Raw genomic sequence first — 17,215 nt, 5'->3', positions numbered from 1 at the left:
GCATACAATTAGCCTTACTCTACGGGCGTAGTACCCGCCCCTACTTACCATCCCCATTGATGAAAGCCCAACGGCTGATGACTCGTCCCCCATTTGCCAAACTTCCTGATAGCCATTGAGGGACAAAGCCATAACCTCCTTCTTCCCATTGACCTGACTCTATAGTCCAGAATTTTTTCCCTTGATTTCCTCCATTAACGCGCCATGCAAGGTTAGGAAAATAAGAATCTCCTGCTTTTAATCGACTCAATTCTGACTTTAACTCGGGGATTGCGTTTAAAGAAATTGCTCCTTCATAAATTGTCTTATTACCCGAACGGGTAAATTGTATCTTTCCTTCTGCTCCACCTGACGGGCTTGCTTTCATTTTCATTAAAGCTGGATTGAGAGTTGCATTAGTTGGATAATATCCCTGATGGTTTGTACCGGGAGCGCGATATCTCCACAACTCGCTCTTATTTCCCGTACTGTAAGTAGCAAAAAACTCGTAATCTACATCTGCAGCCAAAGCCTTTTCATAGAGTACGTGACCTTTCAGCAGGTCATCGGGATTATTTTTTGTACAGTCAAGATTAATAAATAATCCATCTATATTATCATCACCCTTAGCGCCATCAACTCTATTTTCTCGAAACCATGCAAAACTTGGATCGAAAGGAGGAAATGGAGCGTGCTTATCATCAGCTACCTCAGCTGCAAAGTATAAGTTATTTGAGTCCCATGCTACTTTAAATTTATACGCTCCATTACCCATATTTGTGGCAATAACATCAGACCAGTCTTGTAAATTTCCATCTACATTTATTGTTTTTTTAGGAGCATAAGCTGATTGAATTTTCCAATTACCTGTTTGAGGAGAAGATTTATCTTTTACTAATAACGAATAACTCATTTCATAATTATTGTCATTATTTGCAGTAAAAGACTCTATTGGGAAACTAAGAATTTTTTGCTCTCCCGGTTGGAGATTTTCAAAAGATAGACTTTTTGTAGATAGAGTCCATCCCTTGGGAGGAACGATCGCTACAGTTCCACTCCGGGGTTTATTAACAACATTCTCTATTTTGATATCGATAGTTCGACCCTTCACAACAGGTCCCGATAAAGATAAAGCCGTTACTTTGATTTCGTTTTTTAAATGAAAATCAGCATTTTGCAGTATCTGCTTTAACTGTGCGGTTGGCATATCCGCTATAATATATACCACTTCTACCGGATTGAGAGGAATTTTGCTCAAATTACTTATCCTGTTTCCCCTGTAATCATAGACTTGTATATTTTTTGCATGACTGAGGGAAACAGTACCGGAATATTCATCAGAAGGAATGTTTCCTTTAGCTTGACTTCCTCCCTTGGGGTCCCAAGGATTGCCTATATCACCATAGAATGGGGCGTTAACAAACAACGCTGCTCTAGCACGATTATCGGTTGAATAATCATTTTTAAAAACCATTCCCCATATTGATTTGGAAGTAGGAAATACATCATCAACTATTTTCGTTCCTTCCAGAACGCGAGTCATTGTTCTATATGCATCTTTAGCAGGCTCGTTGTTAGCGATGTCGTGCATCCCGTGTCCGCTCCAGTTAAACCAAAAAGCTCTGACAGGTCTTTGGGCATAGTAACCCGCTAACATATGTATTAAGTAACTTGAGGGTATAGTACGGGCTACCCAAATATCTCGATCTGAGGAGTACATATCCCGAAATGTACCAAATTCTGTTTGCCATGCTCCCGCACGACCTTGTGTTTTAGAAAATTTCTTATCTAAAGTCAACTGCATCAATACACTGTGAAAGGTACTTAAGCTCGGAAAAGCATATGCATGGTTAACAGAGCCATCAGCGTATCCCGTGTCATTTCCCTTGGCATACATAACATCTCGGTTATACGCTAAAGAACCTCCGCCAATTAAATTAACATTCGGATAATCAGCTTTTACTTTCTTCCAAATTCGTTTAATAATATCTCTATATTCCTCAGCAGTTCCGCCGTTCCACGCCCACTCATCAACCCAAGGTTCGTTCCAATGCTCGTAATAAGGCATGAGGTCATGGGTGGCTGCTACCCAGTTATAAAATTTCTGTACGTAAGCATCTACATTTCTTGGCGGACCTAATTTGTCTTTTTCTTTCCAATCCACAGGATAGAAAGGTGTTTGTAATGAAGATACACCATAACTTTTTAAGGTGTTTATTCTATCTCTGAGAATTTTAGGATCGCCATTCCAAGGATCGAATTCGACTTGTATGCCACGAATCCATTTTACTCCTAAGTCTTGAGCGATCGCACCGATAGTCTTGGGATCGCTATAACCAAAATCCAAACCGAATGGTGAGTTAGGTGCTAATCCAGTATATCTTGGCGGTAATTGGGCAGTATTGTTATTTGAAGCTGATTTTGCAGAACAGGTTGCACTTAATAAAGAGCATAGCATTACTGCAACCAAGCTTTTTCTTACGTATCTCAAGGGAGACTTTAAATTTTCTGGTTGTTGTTTCATTAAAAGCTTGCTTTTTCAATTAATGGGTTGTTAGCAGTCGGCACACCCAGAATATCAGTAAGTTCAACCAGTTCAAACGCTATGTGACTTTATAATTTATCAGGGTTAGCTAGAGAATTTACGTAGATTGTCGAAAATCTTTAAATTTATTAACGCGAACTCAGCATATATCCGCAGATATCTGATAGCCTACTATATGAAGGCAGAAGTCCGGAGGCAGCTATGCTGAAGGAGCAAAAACTTACAAAGAAAGCTTTTTGTCTGTTATGCCTTATTTCCGGCATGCTCTACTGGTTAACTGTACTATAGCAATCCTAAATCATTTATAAAAAATTTGGATGGCTAATAGCTAATTGCTTTTTGACCATTAGCTATTAGCAATCTTCACTCTCAATACTGCTTAACTCTTCTTCTACTTTTGGTAATTTTACTGCTATTGAAATTCTCAAATAGCAATCAGCAAGATCTATTATCTCAATCTTCGCATAAGTAAAGCCAAACGAATTTGCACGGCATTATCAAAGCGACGTGGATCGAGACCTGTCAGTAAAGTAATCTTTTCCAAACGATAACTCAAAGTATTGCGGTGAATTGATAGCCGATTGGCTGTTGCAGAAGGACAGCAATCTTCTGCAAAAAATGCATCTAGGGTTGCTAACAATTCGGGTTCGTGGTTCAAGGGGCTTAAAAGATATGTTGCTAATTCTATTTTCGTTTGCTCGTCTGCAACACCAATGAAGGCTGCAATCCCCAATCCATCCAAGCAATGAACTTGGTTGCGATCGTGAAACCGACAACCTAAAGACAAAGCCGCCCGTGCATCTCGATACGATTGAGCATGACCGCGAATTCCAGGATGGTAGCGACCGACTCCAATACTAATTGATGTATCGGTGTCTTTCCGCAACTGTTTTAACAAGGCTTCAGACGCCCGCTTCAATGCTGTCAGATTTGCCCACGAAGAACTGCATTGTTCTGGGACATCACCTTGATTTGCCCAACTTCCTAAATTCTTCGTATCGCTTGCTTTGAGAACTGCTACCTCACCATCACCTAGATAGGCACAAATTGTATCGTTGGGCAGATGGAAAAAAGTGACAACACTATTTATTACTGAAGCTACCCGTCTTCGGAGTTGAGTCTCACAAGCCCCTAAAATGTAATCACTTGCATCAATTAAAATGACTGCACGGGGGGGTGCTAAATCTAAGCTCAACAGTTTGCTGTATTGAAAAACAGTTGTTTCATCTGCCAAACCGTGGAGTAGGTCAGAAATAAACTTATTTTTGAACTGATGTTGGTTGGGCAATGCATCAATAACTGTTGTTTGATTAACCACTAATTCCACAATTCCTTGTGCTAAATGTGGGGAAATTGCCTCGCCATTTGGAGATTTACCAATAATAACTTCACCTAAATGCGTCTCAAAAGTAAATGGTACGCGTAAGTAGTTGAGAGATAGTTTTCCACAAATGCGATCGAAGGAAAGCCCAACTAGCTTGGGATTGCTACTAGCTATTGCGATCGCATGCTGGTCAATCACAAAAACTGAGGCACACAAAAGCTGTGCTACTCTCTCTGCAATTACTTTAGCAACTCGCTCGAATTGTGCGTTAGTAGTTAATAAAGCTGTCATTTACTCTTGTTTCCAAGCAGGGGCTAGTGCTGTCATATCGAAAGAAGTATCGAAGAACAATGCTATAAAGTCATCACTCTTACGATAGAGGATAAATTACGTGTTTTTATATACAAAATAATTTTGATATAAAAGTAAATACCTATGCAATTAGATATATAAAGCTTTATCTACCATTAGCAGTATGATTCAATAGTGTTTTTCATGTTACACAGCAGTTGTAATAAAAATAAAAATATTTATGCAACTAGCAGATAGAGTCGCTCTGATTACAGGAGCAGGTTCAGGTATAGCTAAAGCAGCAGCCAAATTGTTTGCTTTATCTGGTGCCAAGGTTGGCGCACTAGGACGCACAAAGGAAGAACTGGAAGAAACTGTTGCTGAAATTCAAAAGAATAACGGTGAAGCAATACCTTTAGTTGCCGATATTTCAAATCCAGAACAAATGCAACAAGTCACGCAGGAACTTGTTGATAAGTGGGGAAGATTGGATATTGTATTTGCTAACGCTGGTATTAATGGCGTATGGGCACCTATTGAAGAATTGTCTCCTGAAGAATGGGATAAAACAATCGACATCAACCTGAAAGGAACATTTCTGACAGTTAAGTATGCCGTACCTTACTTGAAAAAGCAGGGGGGTTCCGTTATCATTACCTCATCTGTCAATGGTACGCGTACCTTTAGCAACACTGGTGCAACTGCGTATTCTTGCTCAAAAGCTGCACAAGTGGCTTTTACAAAAATGGTTGCGTTAGAACTCGCCCAACATCGCATTCGCGTCAATGTCATTTGTCCTGGAGCCATCGAAACTAGTATTGAAGAGAATACTCAAAGAAGAGATTTAGAAGACATTCAAGAACCAGTTGAGTTTCCTGAAGGGAAAATTCCTTTAACTGATGGTAAGCCAGGAACCTCAGAACAAGTAGCACAGTTAGCCTTTTTCTTAGCTTCTGATGCTTCGAGTCATATTACCGGTACCGAAGTTTGGATTGATGGGGGAGAATCATTGCTAAAAGCTTAGCAAACAATTCTCAATGCCCAAGGTTTTCTCTCGAAGACAATTTCTCCACCACAGCACAAAGGCTTTCATTAGTCTTTCTGCTTTTGGTCTGGTTAGCTTGTACCGCAACCGTTCTGTTTTCTGTGCAGATAAAATCATTGCTAATTTGGAAGCCCAAGTCCCCGCCCTCATGCAAGCTGAGTTAATTCCGGGTTTGGGGCTGGCAATTATTCAAAATGGAGAGTTGTTTTGGAATCGTGGTTTTGGAGTCAGAAATAGATACACCAAAAAACCAGTCACTAACGATAGTGTATTTGCTGCTGCTTCCTTAAATAAGCCTTTATTTGCTTATGCCGTATTGAAATTAGTGGAACAGGGAAAGCTCGATCTAGATGCTCCCCTCTCAAAATATACTGCTAAACCCTATATCTCCGATCCCCGAATCAAACTCATTAATGTTCGTAAGGTGTTATCTCATACAACTGGTTTTCCCAATTGGAGTGGTAACAACCCTCTGACAATTAAATTTCCTCCCGGCACAAAATTTAGTTATTCCGGGGAAGGGTATCTTTACTTACAAAAAGTCGTACAAGACATTACCCAACAGCCTATAGATGAGTATTTGCGCCAACAAATTTTCAACCCTTTGGGAATGAACAGCAGTAGCCTTGTGTGGCGAAGTGATTATCAAAGTACAGCAAGTGACGGACACGATCGCAAAGGCAAACCAATACCCATGAGTCAATCAAAACGGGGAAGCGTAGCTGGGAGTTTGCGTACCACTGCTACTGACTATGCAAAATTTCTCTTGGCTATGATGGGTTCTGGTAAGGTTAATACCCCCATACTGACACAAGATAGTCTGGAAGGGATGTTGCGATCGCAAATTAAAATCAATCAGTTTCTAGATTGGGGATTAGGTTGGGGATTAGAAAGAGTAGAAGGTCACACTTTTTTTTGGCATTGGGGCGATCTCGGTACATTTAAAAGCTTCACCATTGCTTCTCGAGAATTAAAAACAGGAATTGTCATTTTAACTAACAGCCAAAATGGTTTAAGAATCTGCCCCAAAATTGTTTCTCACGCAATAGGTGGAAAACACCCAGCCTTCAACTTCTCGATGATAGATTATTGAGTTCGTGGGTAGAGATTTGGAGTTGCACCAACCCAAGCGGTTTGGCGGTTCCCTGTCGGTGGACTCTCCCCGAGCGATAATCATATAATCCAACTAGTCCAAATTCCCACCAGAGCCATTTTTTTTACTGCGTAAGAAATCTGTATGCTCCAACGAATATTTGCAATCGTTACCGTCTTCATCTTGACTTTGGGTCAAGCATCTCCATCTCAAGCTGCGACTCCCCGTTCAACTTGGGTGGAAAATGAAATTTATCAGTACAACCATCCCTTTGCTTCTCAATTACCTCAAGAACTGGTAAGGAAAATGCAAAAGATGAAAGTTAGCCCCTTTGCCTTTTATCGCGGGACGGCTCACATCTTCTACCGCGATATGCAAACCTTACCCAGTTCTGGCTTTGTCAATTCCTCTACGTCAGCTATTTGGTTAGAGGGAGATATGCACTTGCAGAATCTTGGAGGAATGAGGGATAGCAACGGTAATAACGTCTTTGACACGACTGATTTTGATGAAGCTTATCTTGGTCCCTATGTTTGGGATTTGCGACGTATAGCTGTTTCTATTCTCCTAGCAGCTAAAGAGAACACCTTGAGTTCCAGTGATGCTCGAGATATTGTGCGGACTTTTTTAGATGCTTACTTGAACAAAATGAGTGATTTCCAGGGGACTGACGACGAGCGATCCTACCATCTCGAACAGAGCAATACGAACGGTGTGGTGAAGGATTTAATTCAAGAGGTAGCAGGCAAAAGCCGTTCTAGCTTGCTCAATAAATACACACTGTTAAATAACAGCAATCGTAGAGTCTTCCAGACAACTTCTAAACTCCAAACTGTATCTGGCAATACTTATTCAGCTATTGCTGCTGCTATGAGGCACTACATAGCTTCTATTCCTAGCAGTAAACGATACAGCAATAGTTACTATACGCTAAAGGATATTCGCCTCAAATTAGGTTCTGGCACTGGCAGTCTCGGCAAATACCGATATTACTTGCTGATTGAAGGTCAAAGTTCAGCGACCGATGACGATCGCATTTTAGAAATGAAGCAGGAAGGACCTAGTGCAGTAGCGCTCGCAGTTCCCTCTCTGCTGCCAAGTTCCATTTATGAGGAGCATGAGGGGAAAAGAGTGACCATTGCCACCAAAGCAATGCTTTCTAATACTGACCCCTTAGTTGGTTACACGACTGTTAGTGGTGTTCCTTTTATGCTGCATGAAAAATCTCCTTATCAAGTGGACTTTGACTGCAAATTGCTAACCACCAAGTCAAAGTTCATGGATGCGATGGTGTATGCAGGGAAGGTTGTGGCTAAAAATCATGCCATCTCCGATCGAGACTACAATACTGCAATTGTTGCTGTAAGTGTTGATAAAGAAGTCACTGATATAACAAGTGGTAATAAGGCTGCATTCAAAAATGAAATAGTTAACTTTGCTGTAGATTATGCGACTCAAGTTGATTGTGACTACACTAGTTTTGTCAATGCTTATAACCAAGGGGTGCCACTCTACTAAACATCGCAACATAAAGTTCCAAATTTCCTCAGGCAATATTTCATGTACGAGATGGGCGTAACTATCATGTCCAAACTTTATATTGTTCATTGCAAAATACTAGAAAATATCAAGCTGCCGTTGGAGTATTGAAAGTTGACTGGGTTTAAGTATTTTTTTGGCTAAAGTCACTTTCTCATCTACCAAAACTTTATAATTAGGCTGAAACACGCTAAATACCTAAGTTGGAGAGCATTATTTTCAGAGATCTAACTTCACTAAATTTTTAAAAGCTTTTTCTGGAATGACTAAATATTTTGGAGTAGAACAGAACTAGAGATAAACAATTCCTCCAAAATCGCAAGTTATTAATTAGGAGAAACAATAGAAATGATTCAGCGTATTTTTTCAGGCAGAACTCAATTAGTTGCCTTGAGCGGATTGATTGCAACTTTGACAGTATCAGCGCTTCCAGCATCTGCACAACAATCAAAAATTGCTCGATCTGAGATGTCTTATTGCATGGCAACATTGATAGGTCAAGAGTATGGATCGCGAATTAATTTGCGCTCCGGACCTGGGACAAATTTTCCAGACAAAGGTTACGGGCTTGTAGGCGATCGCGTTCACATTCTACGAGAAGTAGGGGGTAGCCCTCGAGACTTAGCAACTGTGGAACGCCAAGGATCTGTTTGGTATAGAGTTGGCTTTCCAAAAAGCGGAGCACGTGGTTGGGTTCGTGAAGATTTTATATCTCCTGAATGCTTCAATTAAGAATCTTCAAAGCTCTTTTACAGTTAGGGGAGTGAATAGCGCTATTAACTGCGAACGCTTTTGAGTTAAAGTTGGTACTTAATTCATGCCTTCAGCCAACATCAAATTTGAATTATTCGCTCCATACTTATAACCAATACCAAAGTCTAGAGGCTCGATACTCTCATTATTTCGATAGATGCTTCTTAAACTTGGCTGATAGCGATTTGCAAACAACCCTATGGGACTGGTGTATGAACCATAAAACTTTAAATTCCATTGAGAACGATTAAAAGCGGTGAGAGGCATACCAGAATCATCTTGCAATACATGACTGCTTTCAGCTAAAATTTGCTTTCTAATATCGGAGAATCCCTCATTGTACATTAGATAAGATGCTGCTTTTAAATAAGTCACTTTTTCACCTAATTTAGTGATAAACCGACTAAATTCCGGTCTTTTTTCCAACCCATAATTGGATAAGTCATTGGAAAAATAATATAAAGAACGCGATCGCTCTTCTCCTTTGGCAACAAAATCAATTTTTACACCAGGAATTAGTCCCTTTTTATATTGTTCGATATCGGCATTTTTATTCAATCCGATATATTGGATATTAATAATGCGATTTTGAGTACGTGCTAAAAACACGTACAAAATAGGCAATACTCCTTGGTTTCTTAAATCTACCTTCATATCATTAGTCATAAAAAAGCTGAATTGTAGGATGGCGTAGAGAGAACTTCTAATTTCCTGCAATTTCAAATTTCGCTGATTTTCCGAAAGATTTGACAGATTGGGAATTATACCCACTGGTTCTAAACCTACCAGTACATATTTGTCGCCTTTCGGAAATAAAGAATAAGCATATAAAAAATCAGGACCGCTAAAGGGATAAAATATAGATGGAGCAATAGTATTAATTTGGTTGAGTTCTTGTTGCGACCAATTTCTTACCTTTTGCAACTGTCGTGCTTCCAACTTTGACCAGGCATTGTTAAAAAATTGTTGATGCGATCGCCAGCCATCACTTTGTTGAAACTTGGCAAGCGGATTATTTTCGACTTGTATACCAGCAAGGAATTTTGCTGTATTGGTTAAATCTTCAGCTTTGGATTCATCCAACTTTGGTGTAACTTCTACAGCAGCTTTTGGCTTGACTAATTTTGGAGAAGCTTTTGTTTTTGAAATTGAATTAACTCGCAGCCGATCGTTAGAGGCTTGAATTGTGTTATTTGTACTCTCATAGGTTTTGCTAAAATGACAGCTACGCAGTAAAAGAAGACCTCCAGAAATAAGGCAAAAAATAGATAAGAAAGTCTTAAGGTTGGGAATTTTATTCATAATTGAGGATTATTTGTTTGAACTACGGGAAATCATGCGTTTATAAACAAGACGAGAAATTTTTGGGAAAATTTGAACATCATCAGCATATGCTGAAGTGCTAGAGAAAACAACCAAAATATAAGTTGTTCCTTTGTTACCTGTATCAATCATTGCTGTTTCTGTCCGTGCAATAGATGTCCAGCCAGCTTTAGAATAAAGTTGAACATCTGTATTAGACAATCCTTCCCCAAAAAAGGTCCATATAGGATTAAAACCTGAATCTAAATTTTTTTTCCAAACTTTCGGGTTTAAATCTCTTTTGAGCCATTCACACATTTTAGAGCTAGCTTCTTGCGAAACAGCTTGTTTGGCATAACAAATTTCATAAATCAATCGAGATGCGTGTCTTGTAGTTATCTTATTCCAATGTCGAATTGGAACGCCTAATAATTGAGATTCACTTCCTTTAGGTTCTGGAAAATTGATATGGTAGATGGGAAATGTTTTTTGGATAATGTTAATATTTTTGTAACCAGCTTCTTGAAAAAACCGATTGATTTGCTGTCGTTTGTATTTCCAGAGTTCAAATTTTTCTTCTTTCAAGGTTGGGCTAGAACGGGTACTTGTGATTAAGTCAACAATTAAGCTAGCTGCTTCGTTATCAGATTCCTCAATCATTTTGCGGAGGTAGGGAGTAAAGTCATCTTCACTTTCCCAGATATTATTTTCTAGTTGCGCGTATAAAACGACCATCCAAAACATTTTGATGACACTAGCAGGATACCTGGGAGTATCTTGTTTGTATCCCGCTGTTTCACCAGTTTTTGCATCTATCAAAGTTATTGATATTTGCTGTTTGGGCAAATCTCGCTCGCTTGCAAGATTCACAGCATCGTTAACAATTTTTTGTAATTTTGGGCTATATTTGAAATTGGGAGAAGTTTTGAGATTGTAATGAACTTCAGAATCTTCTTGCCCTGGTTGACGGGAGGGAAAAGGCAGAGATTGAGCAATAGCCCAATTCGGTAAGTCTTCTGGAGTTGTACGCGGTTTAACAGTTTTGCGATCGGATGTCTTGATAGAAGCGCGAACGGGAACAAATTGAGGTTCAACAGATGGTCTTAATACTTCTGAATGAAATGGTTGCGTAACGGAAGAATGTACCGAGCCTTTTGTGAGAGATTTAGTCAATCGAATACTCACTGATAAGCCTAAAATTATCAGTAAAACTATTGCAGGATTTAATTTTTTCATTTCTTTTGCAATGCAAGACCCTTGGCTTTCTTATTAAGAAACCTTAGCTAAGCACGATTGCTTGATTATTCGGTTTGTTTATCACCTGTTTAATAGAATACGGCGTAATGTACCAGAGTTATGTTCTCAAGTCAATAGGTTGTATTTAAGGAGTAGGGGATAGGGGCTTAAGGATGTGCGATCGCACAGAGGTAAAATTTAAGTTCACACTGATTGTTTTGGCTTCATCACGAGTGCTACAAGCAAAGCAGCGATACCACAAGTTAGACCTAAAAACAGCCACAATTTTAAAGATCGACCTTTATACCAAGCAAAGACCCCCGCCATAGCACCAACCAACCAATGGGTGAGTAGCAGTAAGTAAAGAGTTTGTTCGCTGCTAAGGCTTAAAGTCATCATGAGGTTATTAAGTATACTAGCAATTCTTATGGAGATGAGACACAAGTTATTTGCGTTCATCTGTAGTGACTGAATTTTGGATAATAGCATCCAGTTAGATATTTGTCACCCAATTGGTCTCAAATGAGACCAAATTGCTCTCAGACGGTCTCAATTTATGTAATCTTGTCATTTATATGTAACTCTGATACAGCAAACCTCTGTGAACAGGAGGATAAGAGTTAAATATGAGCAACCCGCAAACAGAATTTGATAGTCCTTGGAAAGATATACTACAAATATATTTTGAAGACTTCATGCGCTTCTTTTTCCCACAAGCGCATGGGGAGGTGGATTGGACTCATGCACCAGAGTTCTTAGACAAAGAACTCCAGCAAGTCATGCGGGATGCACAACTTGGGAGGCGATTGGCAGATAAACTGGTGAAAATTTACCTGAAAACGGGAAAACAAGTTTGGGTGCTTGTACACATTGAAATCCAAAGTCAAGAAGAAAGCGACTTTGCTCAAAGAATGTTTATCTATAACTACCGCATCTATGACTGTTACAAGCGATCGGTGGCTTCGTTGGCGGTTCTGGGAGATGAACGCAGCAATTGGCGACCGAATCAATTTGGTTATCAGTTATTTGGTTGTGAAGTTGACTTTAAATTTCCGATTGTAAAATTGCTAGACTATCAATCAAGGTGGTTAGAACTTGAAGCCAGCCGCAATCCCTTTGCAGTGGTAGTGATGACCCACTTGAAAGCTCAACAAACCCGTAATAATCGCATAAAAAGGCTTCAGTCGAAGCTAGAATTGACTAAACGATTATACGAGTTGGGCTTCAGTCGGGAGGATATTATTAACTTATTCAAGTTAATCGATTGGATAATGAGCCTCCCTGAAGAATTAGAGCAAGAATTTTGGCAGGAATTTCGGAATTTTGAGGAGTCTAAAAGTATGCCGTATATTACGAGTGTCGAACAATTGGGGATTAAAAAAGGTAAACAGGAAGGTAAACAGGAAGGAAGACAAGAAGGACTGCAAGAAGGACTGCAAGAAGGACTAAAAAAGGGTATATCCTTAGGTTTGAAACTAAAATTTGGTGAACTAGGTCAAACTTTATTACCTGAAATTGAAGCAATTCAAGACATAAGTTTATTAGAAGCAATTCTCAAAGCTTTGGAATCAGTCGATACCCCAGAGGAATTGCGCCAAATTTATCAACCCACAATTGATATTTGATAGTTACAATCGCATGATGGTGCGAAGTGCAAAGCCTAACGCACCATACAAAAACTACAAATTATATTAACCATCCAACAGCGCATAAGCCTCGTTAATTAACCTCATTTTCTCTTGAGCCTGTTTTTGCTGTTGTGGATTATTCATAAATAGATCGGGATGCCATTTTTTCACTAAAGTTCGATACGCCTGTTTCACCTCAGACTGCGAAGCACCAGGGTGCAAACCCAAAATAGTATAAGCATTTTGAATTTTTTCTTTATCTGTCTGTGCTGATGGTTGATTTGGTACTTTGTTACTTTGAGTGGATTTTTGTTGCTGGCTCGCTTGAGAACTCGATGAAGCCATGTTTGCTTTCATCTGTGCTATTTCTTCATCAATTTCCCAAGCACGGAATTTTACTTCTACGTCTTTCACATTAGGAGGTGGAGGTGATGGAATTCGCGCAGATCCAGCAAAATTCCTCTTATCTCCCTTGTCTTCCTTGTATCCCTTATCTCCCCTGTCTCCCTTGTATCCCTTATCTCCCTTGTCCCCCTTATCTCCCTTATCCCCTTGTCCCCTTGTCCCTACTTCCTCCTTGACCCCCTTACCTGATTGACGGTATACCGATCGCAAATCTTGGGGTTTAGGCATTGTCGCTGCCATTTTTACTTCAGGAGGAATGGGAATTTTCAAAGTTTTTTCTAACTGTTCGTGCAACTGATATAATCCATTTTGTAACTGCCATAATTCCTGGCGCTTTTGAGTTATTTCCAAAGGCTCTTGTTCTTTACCTTCTGAAAAATAAATGATTTTGGCAGAATTTTTCTCACATTCACTTAGTATAGATAATCCGCGATCGCTGAGACAAATCAAATAGCTATCAACAGCATCAAGACAAAGTTTTGCAACTTGTTGATGGTAAGATTCCTTTGTTGTTTTTTCACCCTCTTGTTGTATTTTCTTATTCACTAAATAGGAAATACTGCCAACAACAGCAGCACCTATAGGACCGCCTAACAGCCAACCTATACCACCTCCAACAGCTACCGAACCCGGTTCGCTCAAAATCTCAGAACTCCCTGGCTGAGGAGGTAAAATCACTTTTGGTTCATCCGGTAAAGGAATTAGTAAATCCTCTGGACGTTCTTCTTGAAAAAATTCGTATGCTTGGTACAGCCATTTCACTATATCTTGTTGTAACTCTTTCAAATCTTTTTTCAGAGTCTCTCGCTCCCAATTTTTAAAATTACCTTGTGCGAGTGCAACGGCTGCATCAGCCTGGTACTTATCTCGTAAACTGGGTAAAGCTAACCAATCGCGTAACTTAGACAGACTAGCAGCAAAGCCTTTTTTGATGAGTTGTTCTGCACGGATTTTTATTTCATTTTTAGCCTTCTGTTTTTCATCAAATACTTTGATTTCACTTTGCAAGGGAGTTATTTTTACTTGTAACGCTTGTTGAACTTGAAAAGCTAGAGGTTCTACTCTTGGCAAACGTACTTTTTGGCTATTTTGTTGAAAGATTGACACAATATTTTGCAAAGCAGATTCAAAAGTAACTAAACCGCTACTACTAGCGGCTGCAACATCTCCTTTGAGTCTTGCTCTTAACGCAGGTAAAGCATCAACACGATATAAATTGCTAAAACCAGGCGGTAAGTCTGCTCTAAAACTTTCAGCGACAAACCGCAAGCGATTTTGGACTTGTTTTTGGTCTTCTGGCTCGAGTAAATTAATAAAATTAGCAACAAAAATAACTGTTTTAATACCCCGTTCTAATAACCAATCCCGTAAGTTTTCTCTTTCTCCTAAAGTCATTAACTTGCGAGCATCAAGAAGTTGTACGACGAGATCTGCACTCAAAAGTTGTTGGCGAACTAAATTATCTTGTTCTTCTCTGTCATTTGTTCCCGGTAAATCCAAAAATTCTACACCAGTATCTAAGAAGGGATGGGGACAAAAAACTTCTACGGACGCGACATCGCTTCGCATTCGCCTGTCATTATCTAAAACAGCAAATTGCTTTAAAACTTCAGTTCCGTTGCGATAAATTTCTGTTCCATCTGTTAGAAGAATCCGAGTTCTGAGGCTAGTTCCATATCTAACAATAATTGCAGCACCAGTTGTAGGAATCAAATCTATTGGCAAAGCACGATCGCCCAACATAGCATTGATTAGGGTAGACTTACCGTGATTAAACGGTCCAAAGACTGCAATCCGAAACTTGGGATAAGTGAGGTAATTGCAGAGAGCGAGCGTATCTTGATGCAGTTGCGATTTAGAATCTAAATCGAGCAAAGCAGATACCGATTTTAGAGCATCTGCTAGTTGTTGGTAATCTTCTTTTTGCTGTGGTTGCATACTTTTCTTCTCTTTGTTTTCTCGTTCCCAGACTCAACCTGGGAACAAGTAAAGCTAACTGTAGTAAGCTAATAAATTGTTGTAAGCTGACTCAACTGTCTGCATTTGAGCAAAGATGTCTTCTTCTAACTTTTTCAACCGCTTCAATTCAGTTTCGCGATCGATTTCGCGAGTTTCCTTTTGCTTGAGCAAATTGTCCAACTCCGATTTTCGAGCGGAGATATCATCATTAATCCGCGTGCTGACTTCTTTTTCATAAGAGTCAAAGCACTCTTTTACAGCTTTATGAACGGTATGCCATTGCTCTTGGGCGACTTGTGGCAAATACTTCACTAACTCTTTCTTTGCTGTTTTGACTAACTCTTTACGTGCTTGATCTGCTTGCAAAAAGCCAACACCCAACCCCAGCAAAGCAAATCCAATAGGTCCGAGGAAAACACCCGTGACAGCTGTAATTATCCCACCAATGCCAATCACAGTAAAGTAATTTAACAGGATATTTTTCCAGTCAAAACCAGCACCAGCCATGGCTACACCAGCTAGGTTACCGCGAGATAGGGATAACAATCCCATCGCCCACTTCGCCCAACCAGGAGAATTATCTTCTTCAGTTGTGGTATTCGTGTTAACTTTGACTTTTTCTCCTGTCAATTGTTCTGTGATTCTGTCTGTAACTTGATTGTAAGATGCACCATACTGTGCTGCACTTCTGGAAAGTTGGGCAAAAGCAGCACTGATGTCTTTTTCTGCTGTTAAAGTCCACGCAGCAGATTTATCGGTGATATATTGTTCAAAAGCTTTTTGCAATGCGATGTTAAACGCTTCTCGTTTCCCACTGCTAAGAAAATCAAACAGATTTAATTCTGGCTGATAGCGGAGAAAATCTGTTTCAAAAGTATTTCCCAAGCCCAAAACGTAGTCGCGGAACGAATCCGCCACAGCTTTAGATTTGGTGTCACTGGTATTTCTGATTTCTTGCTGAAATTGGTCTCGGATACTGGTGAGTTTTTTGAATTCGGGTTCTACAGAGTTAATTCTTGTTCGCAATTGGTTGACATCTTGGTCAAGTAAGAGGATTCTTCTTTCGATCGCTTCGCGAGTGCGATTGCATGCTTGTCTTGCTAGTGTTCTAACTTGGCGCAGTTCTGCGATCGCTCTTTCACGAGTCAGAAAAGTATTCAGCGAACCCGTAAATTCAGGAATGCCAGTTCCCTCTAACGAAGCCTGAGAATTTTTCAATCTGCGGCGCAGTGCTTGAATGGAAGAAATTTCAAACACTCGTTCATCATAGATATCGTGACCATCCACATAACAGTATTCCGATAAATTAGCCCGGAAAACTTGCCTCAATCTATCCTCAGCAGATTTTAATTCTTCGGCGTCGTCAGGGTCAATCAAAGATTCCTTGACTTGATCCCAAGCATTAATAAGAAAGAAAACTGACAGCCCCCGACCTTTGATATAATTTTCTAGATAGCGTCTTTCTCCAAGAGTACAAGGTTGCGATGCTCTCATCACAAACAAAATGGCATGACAGTTATTAACGTAACCCAACGATAATTCGTTTCTTGCTTCTGTATCATTCAATCCTGGGCTATCAACAATTTCAATCCCCTTTTCAAGTAGAGGCAAAGGATACTCAACCACTGCATAATCAACATCTGGGAAAGCTTGCTTTTTCTCTTGCTCTAGTTTTTTTGCTTCTTGTGGATCGATAGTATATTTAAATTTAAAGTTTTGAAAATCTAACTGTTGCGGGCTTTTGCCATCATTATAATAGACAGTGACTTTTTTTTCCGCTCCATGGCGTAAAACTGTTAATACCGCCGTACAGGGATTGACATCACTTGGTAACAAATTTTCACCTAATAAGGCATTCAGTAAGGTACTTTTACCCCGTTTCATATCTCCCAAAACGAGTAAGCGAAAAACACCAGTGTGGAGATTTTTAGTAGCTACTTTAATATCTTCAATATCGCGTTCTAAACTGAGTTTTCCAGATGTTGTATCTCCAGCGACTTCCGCTCGCTCGATTGTGTCAGCTATTTTATTTAAAGCAACAGCAACTTCTGAGCGAACTTGTACGACACGCTCTAAGTCATTGAGAAATGTATCAGTTCCTACTTGAGCAACCATG

At 39.7% G+C, this 17,215-nt stretch carries 12 protein-coding genes; 5 read left to right on the top strand and 7 right to left on the bottom strand.

Annotated features, from left to right (window positions below; translation table 11 throughout):
• Nucleotides 1-40: 40 nt before the first annotated feature.
• Complete coding sequence (locus AB0756_RS14170) at nt 41-2,503, bottom strand: DOMON domain-containing protein (RefSeq protein ID WP_038092214.1); 2,463 nt, start codon at nt 2,501-2,503, stop codon at nt 41-43.
• Between the two features lie 469 nt (nt 2,504-2,972).
• The gene (locus AB0756_RS14165) at nt 2,973-4,139 is read right to left on the bottom strand and encodes a PucR family transcriptional regulator (RefSeq protein WP_038092212.1); all 1,167 of its coding nucleotides are present in this window, start codon (nt 4,137-4,139) and stop codon (nt 2,973-2,975) included.
• A 241-nt stretch (nt 4,140-4,380) separates the two neighbouring features.
• On the opposite strand from AB0756_RS14165, the gene AB0756_RS14160 reads away from it, so the two are divergent.
• The 4 genes from AB0756_RS14160 to AB0756_RS14145 all read left to right on the top strand — a co-directional run bounded on the left by AB0756_RS14160 (nt 4,381) and on the right by AB0756_RS14145 (nt 8,548).
• Nucleotides 4,381-5,163, top strand: a complete 783-nt coding sequence (locus AB0756_RS14160) for an SDR family oxidoreductase (RefSeq protein WP_038092208.1) — start codon at nt 4,381-4,383, stop codon at nt 5,161-5,163.
• 13 nt (nt 5,164-5,176) lie between these two features.
• Complete coding sequence (locus tag AB0756_RS14155) at nt 5,177-6,277, top strand: serine hydrolase domain-containing protein (protein ID WP_038092206.1); 1,101 nt, start codon at nt 5,177-5,179, stop codon at nt 6,275-6,277.
• Nucleotides 6,278-6,421: 144 nt separating this feature from the next.
• A complete protein-coding gene (locus AB0756_RS14150; RefSeq protein ID WP_038092203.1) occupies nt 6,422-7,795 on the top strand; it encodes a DUF2252 domain-containing protein in 1,374 nt (457 codons plus the stop codon).
• 369 nt (nt 7,796-8,164) lie between these two features.
• Nucleotides 8,165-8,548 (top strand): SH3 domain-containing protein, encoded by a 384-nt coding sequence (locus tag AB0756_RS14145; protein WP_050046231.1) that lies wholly within the window; start codon nt 8,165-8,167, stop codon nt 8,546-8,548.
• Nucleotides 8,549-8,626: 78 nt separating this feature from the next.
• On the opposite strand, the gene AB0756_RS14140 is transcribed toward AB0756_RS14145, so the two are convergent.
• From AB0756_RS14140 to AB0756_RS14130, 3 genes are all read right to left on the bottom strand, one after another.
• A complete protein-coding gene (locus AB0756_RS14140) occupies nt 8,627-9,871 on the bottom strand; it encodes a hypothetical protein (protein WP_038092201.1) in 1,245 nt (414 codons plus the stop codon).
• A 9-nt stretch (nt 9,872-9,880) separates the two neighbouring features.
• On the bottom strand, nt 9,881-11,107 hold the full coding sequence (locus tag AB0756_RS14135) for a serine hydrolase (protein WP_038092198.1): 1,227 nt from the start codon (nt 11,105-11,107) through the stop codon (nt 9,881-9,883).
• Between the two features lie 204 nt (nt 11,108-11,311).
• Nucleotides 11,312-11,566, bottom strand: a complete 255-nt coding sequence (locus AB0756_RS14130) for a hypothetical protein (RefSeq protein ID WP_408103996.1) — start codon at nt 11,564-11,566, stop codon at nt 11,312-11,314.
• Nucleotides 11,567-11,733: 167 nt separating this feature from the next.
• Here AB0756_RS14130 and AB0756_RS14125 point away from each other — a divergent pair, with 167 nt between their 5' ends.
• On the top strand, nt 11,734-12,732 hold the full coding sequence (locus AB0756_RS14125) for an RpnC/YadD family protein (protein WP_038092195.1): 999 nt from the start codon (nt 11,734-11,736) through the stop codon (nt 12,730-12,732).
• A gap of 66 nt (nt 12,733-12,798) precedes the next feature.
• Here AB0756_RS14125 and AB0756_RS14120 read toward each other — a convergent pair whose 3' ends face one another.
• The gene (locus AB0756_RS14120; protein WP_038092192.1) at nt 12,799-15,078 is read right to left on the bottom strand and encodes a dynamin family protein; all 2,280 of its coding nucleotides are present in this window, start codon (nt 15,076-15,078) and stop codon (nt 12,799-12,801) included.
• A 54-nt stretch (nt 15,079-15,132) separates the two neighbouring features.
• Nucleotides 15,133-17,214 (bottom strand): dynamin family protein, encoded by a 2,082-nt coding sequence (locus AB0756_RS14115; RefSeq protein ID WP_038092188.1) that lies wholly within the window; start codon nt 17,212-17,214, stop codon nt 15,133-15,135.
• Between the last annotated feature and the right edge of the window lies 1 nt (nt 17,215).

It is taken from the genome of Tolypothrix campylonemoides VB511288_2 (assembly GCF_045999855.1).
Classification (GTDB): Bacteria; Cyanobacteriota; Cyanobacteriia; order Cyanobacteriales; family Nostocaceae; genus Scytonema; species Scytonema bouteillei_A.
Note: the sequence above shows the minus strand (reverse complement) of the source record. Positions and strands in the feature narration are given on the sequence as shown.

Coding starts and splice junctions, on each gene's coding strand:
- AB0756_RS14170 (WP_038092214.1), bottom strand. CDS start 2,503: ATGAAACAACAACCAGAAAATTTAAAGTCTCCCTTGAGATACGTAAGA.
- AB0756_RS14165 (WP_038092212.1), bottom strand. CDS start 4,139: ATGACAGCTTTATTAACTACTAACGCACAATTCGAGCGAGTTGCTAAA.
- AB0756_RS14160 (WP_038092208.1), top strand. CDS start 4,381: ATGCAACTAGCAGATAGAGTCGCTCTGATTACAGGAGCAGGTTCAGGT.
- AB0756_RS14155 (WP_038092206.1), top strand. CDS start 5,177: ATGCCCAAGGTTTTCTCTCGAAGACAATTTCTCCACCACAGCACAAAG.
- AB0756_RS14150 (WP_038092203.1), top strand. CDS start 6,422: ATGCTCCAACGAATATTTGCAATCGTTACCGTCTTCATCTTGACTTTG.
- AB0756_RS14145 (WP_050046231.1), top strand. CDS start 8,165: ATGATTCAGCGTATTTTTTCAGGCAGAACTCAATTAGTTGCCTTGAGC.
- AB0756_RS14140 (WP_038092201.1), bottom strand. CDS start 9,871: ATGAATAAAATTCCCAACCTTAAGACTTTCTTATCTATTTTTTGCCTT.
- AB0756_RS14135 (WP_038092198.1), bottom strand. CDS start 11,107: ATGAAAAAATTAAATCCTGCAATAGTTTTACTGATAATTTTAGGCTTA.
- AB0756_RS14130 (WP_408103996.1), bottom strand. CDS start 11,566: ATGAACGCAAATAACTTGTGTCTCATCTCCATAAGAATTGCTAGTATA.
- AB0756_RS14125 (WP_038092195.1), top strand. CDS start 11,734: ATGAGCAACCCGCAAACAGAATTTGATAGTCCTTGGAAAGATATACTA.
- AB0756_RS14120 (WP_038092192.1), bottom strand. CDS start 15,078: ATGCAACCACAGCAAAAAGAAGATTACCAACAACTAGCAGATGCTCTA.
- AB0756_RS14115 (WP_038092188.1), bottom strand. CDS start 17,214: ATGGTTGCTCAAGTAGGAACTGATACATTTCTCAATGACTTAGAGCGT.